Origin of the sequence: Benzoatithermus flavus (assembly GCF_037908215.1) — a bacterium.
GTDB lineage: Bacteria > Pseudomonadota > Alphaproteobacteria > Geminicoccales > Geminicoccaceae > Benzoatithermus > Benzoatithermus flavus.
On record NZ_JBBLZC010000043.1, the window covers coordinates 21648 to 26391 of the forward strand.

General features: G+C 68.8%; 6 protein-coding genes. 4 read left to right on the plus strand and 2 right to left on the minus strand.

The annotated features are described in order from the left end of the window. Positions 1 to 7 precede the first annotated feature (7 nt). Entirely contained in the window at positions 8 to 790 is a 783-nt protein-coding gene (locus U1T56_RS23395) for a succinate dehydrogenase iron-sulfur subunit (protein WP_418161928.1), read from the plus strand. Positions 791 to 939: 149 nt separating this feature from the next. On the opposite strand, the gene U1T56_RS23400 is transcribed toward U1T56_RS23395, so the two are convergent. Both U1T56_RS23400 and U1T56_RS23405 read right to left on the minus strand, forming a co-directional pair. Further along, entirely contained in the window at positions 940 to 1776 is an 837-nt protein-coding gene (locus U1T56_RS23400; RefSeq protein WP_418161929.1) for a lysophospholipid acyltransferase family protein, read from the minus strand. Positions 1777 to 1786: 10 nt separating this feature from the next. Then, positions 1787 to 2587 carry a GNAT family N-acetyltransferase gene (locus U1T56_RS23405; RefSeq protein ID WP_418161930.1) on the minus strand — a complete coding sequence of 267 codons (801 nt, stop codon included), beginning with the start codon at positions 2585 to 2587 and terminating at the stop codon, positions 1787 to 1789. Between the two features lie 255 nt (positions 2588 to 2842). On the opposite strand from U1T56_RS23405, the gene U1T56_RS23410 reads away from it, so the two are divergent. The 3 genes from U1T56_RS23410 to U1T56_RS23420 all read left to right on the plus strand — a co-directional run bounded on the left by U1T56_RS23410 (position 2843) and on the right by U1T56_RS23420 (position 4447). Next, a complete protein-coding gene (locus tag U1T56_RS23410; protein ID WP_418161931.1) occupies positions 2843 to 3016 on the plus strand; it encodes a hypothetical protein in 174 nt (57 codons plus the stop codon). Positions 3017 to 3170: 154 nt separating this feature from the next. Further along, positions 3171 to 4016, plus strand: coding sequence for an MATE family efflux transporter (locus U1T56_RS23415; protein WP_418161935.1), 846 nt, complete (start codon positions 3171 to 3173; stop codon positions 4014 to 4016). Positions 4017 to 4273: 257 nt separating this feature from the next. Next, positions 4274 to 4447, plus strand: a complete 174-nt coding sequence (locus U1T56_RS23420) for a hypothetical protein (RefSeq protein WP_418161932.1) — start codon at positions 4274 to 4276, stop codon at positions 4445 to 4447. Positions 4448 to 4744 lie beyond the last annotated feature (297 nt).

Consider the following 4744-nt stretch of genomic DNA (forward strand, 5'->3'; position numbering starts at 1 on the left):
AGGAACGATGGTCGAATTCGCGCTTCCCAAGAACTCGCGGGTCGTCCCGGGCAAGACCTACAAGGCCAGGCCCGGCGCCAAGAAGGTGCGGACCTTCAAGATCTACCGTTACGATCCGGAAGAGAACCAGAACCCTCGGGTCGACTCTTACGAGGTCGATCTCGCCGAGTGCGGCCCGATGGTCCTGGATGCGCTCATCAAGATCAAGAACGAGATCGACACGACGCTGACCTTCCGGCGCTCGTGCCGCGAGGGCATCTGCGGCTCCTGCGCCATGAACATCGGCGGCGAGAACACGCTCGCCTGCACGCGCGCGATCGAGGATGTGAAGGGGCAGGACGTCGCGATCTATCCTCTGCCCCACATGCCGGTGATCCGGGATCTGGTCGTCGACTTCACCCAGTTCTGGGCGCAGTACGAATGGACCCAGCCCTGGCTCAAGACCTACACGCCGCCGCCCGAGAAGGAGCGCCGGCAGTCACCCGAGGAGCGGGCGAAGCTGGACGGGCTCTACGAGTGCATCCTGTGCGCCTGCTGCACCACTTCCTGCCCGTCCTACTGGTGGAACGGCGACCGCTATCTCGGCCCGGCGGCGCTCCTGCACTCCTATCGCTGGCTGATCGATAGCCGCGACGAGGCCATGGGCGAACGGCTCGATGCGCTCGAGGACCCGTTCAAGCTCTACCGCTGCCACACGATCCTGAACTGCGCCAACACCTGCCCCAAGGGCCTCAATCCCGCGAAGGCGATCGCCGAGATCAAGAAAATGGTGGTTGAGAGAAAGCTCTGATGTTCACCTAATTCAAGGCTTGGCGTGAGGTAACGGCGGCGTAAGATGCCGCCCATAACGAGGCGCAAGCCCACACACGCAGGTCCGATCTGAAAAGGAGGCGCAAGCCTCCTTTTTCTTTGTTCTCCGGCCATCTGCCCGGAAAGCGGTCATGCCGTTCTCGCCGCAGCGGGCATCCTCTCGACCGGGACGCTGGCCGTGGGTTCGGCCGGCACCGTGCCGCGGCCGAGCGCGAGCGCGATCTGCTCCTCGAGCGACCGGCCCAATGCCTTCCGGCACGCCACCGACCAGGACGGAACCGGCTCGTGCAGCACGATCCGCACCGCCACGCCCGCCATCTGCAGCACGTTCCACAGATGGGGCATCAGGGTCGCATCGCCGTGCCAGGCATAGAGATCGCAGGTCTCGGGCCCGATCGGCGTGCCGTCGGCGAGCCGGACATAAGCCAGCGTCACCCCCTGCACCGCGACCGGTCGGTCGAGCAGCCAGGGCTCGGCGACGCCGAGCAGGCTGGTCTTGAACCTGCGCACGGCGAGGCCGTTCGTGCTGGTGCCTTCGCCGAACAGGATGAAGCTCTCGCCCCGCCGCATCCGTGCCGCGAGCGCGTCGCGCTGGATGCGAGCCTCGCGCCAGCGCCTCCGCACGAAGAAGGTGCCGGCGAGCCGGGCGAGGAAGCCGAGCAGCGGCCAGCCCGCCACCTCCCGCTTGGCGATGAAGGTCGCGTCGAGAAAGGCGCCCAGCGCTGCGATGTCGAGATAGGAGACGTGGTTCGCGACGAACAGGGTCGGCAGGGCGTCGAACGGCTCGCCCTCGAGCGAGAGCCGCAGGCCGAGCAGCCGGGCGGTGCCCCGGCACCACAGCCGGCGCACCGGTCGCATCACGGCGGGCCCGAACGCCGCGCCGGCCACGGCGAGCGGCAGGAGGCCGGCCGTGAGCAGAAGGAAGGCGACGCCGCGCAGGACGGCACGGGAACGGCTCTTGCGCATCGCCCAGCGCTCAGGCCGCCTCGGCCATACCCGGCCGACGCTGCCGGCAGCGCCGCTGGTAGCGGTCGACGATCCCGGCGGCCGGCAAGACCAGGCAGACGTCGATCGTGTTGAACGCATGGTCCACGACCGCGCCCTCGCCGATCATGCCGCCCATCCGCAGATAGGCCTTGAGCAGCGGCGGCAGCGTGCGCATCACGGCACACGGGTCGATCGCCTCGGGTGGCAGCCGGTCGGCGTCGACATGGCGGTCGGGCAGCGCCCGCGGCCGCAGGCCTTCGGGCGCCAAGCAGTAATGATGCAGATAGGCGAGTGCCGGTGCCAGAGCCTCGGGGTCGGTGCCGGGCAGGCTGGCGCAGCCCAGCATCAGGCCGACACCGTGCACGTCGATGTAATCGGCGATGCCACGCCACAGAAGCTGCATCACGGTGCCGTTGCGGTACTCGGGCGCCACGCAGGAGCGGCCGAGCTCCATCATGACACCTTTCGGAGCCTTGACCTCGCTCAGGTCGAACTCGGTCGCCGTGTAGAAGAGACCGCGCTCGCGGCCGGCCCCTTCGCGCAGCAGCCGGTAACAGCCGACCACATGAGGACGCTGGCGGGTGGAGCGGTCCAGATCCACGACGACGAGATGGTCGGCGAGAGCATCGAACCGATCCTCGTCGCTCCGGCTCGCCCGCACGGCCGGCGGGGCGACGGCTCCCATCTCCTCGTAGAACACCCGATAGCGCAGGCGCTGGGCGGCCGCGACCTCCGGACCCTTCCTGACCAGCCGCAACTGAAGCTGATTGGCGCGTGCCATGATCGTCATGCTGTCTCCGCACGGCAGCAATGGGGCCGCGGCCCCGGCCTCGATCGCAGCGGAACGCTAGAGCGGCATCGCGACGAGCCCACGGCGGCGCGGTGACGGGTGCGTGACAAGGGACGGGCCCGGCATCCGTGCCGGGAAGCAGCCGGAGGTACGATATCGGCGGGTGCCGCGGATTAACCGGGTGTTAGGACCTGCCGGCCTAAGCTCTGCCTCACCCGGGCGGATCGGCCCGCCCGCTCGCAGGAGGCTCTGGTCATGTCGTTCATCGCTTCTTCGTCGCCGGCACTCGCAGCCGATGCCGCCAGCGCTGCCGCCGAGGCGCACCGTGGCGAGCGGCTGCCCATACCGCAGGCGGCGCTGATCATCGTCTCCCTGTCTCTCGCTTTGTGGACGGGTATCGGGCTCGGGATCCACTGGCTGATCGGCTGAACGACCGGAACGGCCCGAGCAGCGGGTCGGACAGGTGGTGATACGGGTTGCCGCTCGAGGCTCGGAACGGCTAAGCGGGAGCGGCATCGGCCCGGCCTCACACGACGGCCCGATGCGAGCTCAGCGCGAGTCCTGGCGGCTCGCCTGACCGCTCATCCTCTCGAACCTGTCCGTGCCCATGCTGGGCGTGGTCGATACTGCCGTCATGGGGCATCTGTTCTCACCGCACTATCTCGGCGCCGTGGCGCTCGGCTCGATGGTGACGGGCGTGCGCTACGTCGTGTTCGGGTTCCTGCGGATGGAAACCACGGCGCCGGGCGCCCAGGCCTTCGGCGCGGGGGACCGGCTGGAGCTTCGGGCCACGCTCGGCCGCGGTCTCCTCGTCGCAGGCTGCATCGGCCTCGCCGTGCTCCTGGCAGGCCCTGTGGTCGTGGCGGCGAGTGCTCGCCTGCTCGCGCCTTCGCCCGAGATCCCGTCGGAGTTCCGGCTCTATGTCGGCATCCGTCTGCTCGGAGCGCCGGCGGCGCTCGTGAACTTCGTCGTGCTCGGCTGGATTCTGGGCCTGCAGGACTCGCGTCGGCCGCTCGTCTTGATGCCGGGAACCAACGGCATCGACACCGTGCTCGCGATCGCCTTCGTGTTCGGACTCGGCTTTCACACGGCGGGTGTGGCGCTCGCCACCGTGATCGCCGAGTGTGCCGGCCTCCTGCTCGGGTTCGTCCTGATCCGGCGGGAATGGCAGGCTCAGGGCGGCCGGCCGGACTGGGGCAGCCTCATGGTGCCGGCACGCTTCCGGCGTCTCCTCGTTGCCAACCGCGATCTGTTCCTGCGTAGCCCGATGCCGGAGAGTGCCTTTCTTGCCCTCACCACCCCGGACGCGCGGCAGGGTGCGCTCGCCCTCGCGGTCGACGCCGTGCTGCTCCATATTTCTTCACCATGGCCGCTTATGGTCTCGACGGCTGCGCGCATGCCGCCGAAGCCATGGTCGGCCGCGCGATAGGTGCCCGCGCCGGGCGCGGCTTCCAGGCCGCCGTGCGGGCCGGTTTCACCAACGCCGCCCTGCTCGCGGCGGCGATGACCCTCTTCTTCTGGCTTTTCGGCCCGCTCGCCATCGAGCCGATGACGAGCGGGCCGAGGTGCGAGCCACGGCCGCCACCTACCTGCCCTGGGCGGTAGCACTTCCTGCCGTCTCGGGATGGGCGTTCCTGTTCGCCGGCGTGTTCTTCGGCGCCACACACGGCCGAATTGCGCAACGGCATGGCGGTCTCGCGCGGCCTGTTCGCGATCCTCGCCTGGCTCCTGCTGCCGCCTTTCGGCAATCGCGGCACCCGGCTCGCTTTTCTCCTGTTCCTCACCGGCCGTGGCTTCGTCCTCGGCCTGATCTACTGGCGTGCCGGCCAGGGGATCGCGTTCGTGCCGGCGCGAGCCTGATACGGGATCCGACGGCGTGGTGTGCGACGCCCTTGTCGGGTTTCGGGGTGGTGCTTCCCCTGATCACCTGACCAGGGCGGCGACAGGAGAGCCGAGGAGGGCTCGGCCGGGACAGCGGGCGTTGTGGACGAGCTGGAAAAGGCCTAGCACTACCCTGCCAGTTTCATAGCCGGAGATGGTGGACGAAGCGCGGCCGACGATGCGGGCAGCGCAGGCGTATGGGTAGCGTCCATGGAGGTGGTGGAAATTCGCTGCCCGTGCGGGTGTCGGGCGAGGCGGTCATCGGATCGGTGGTCT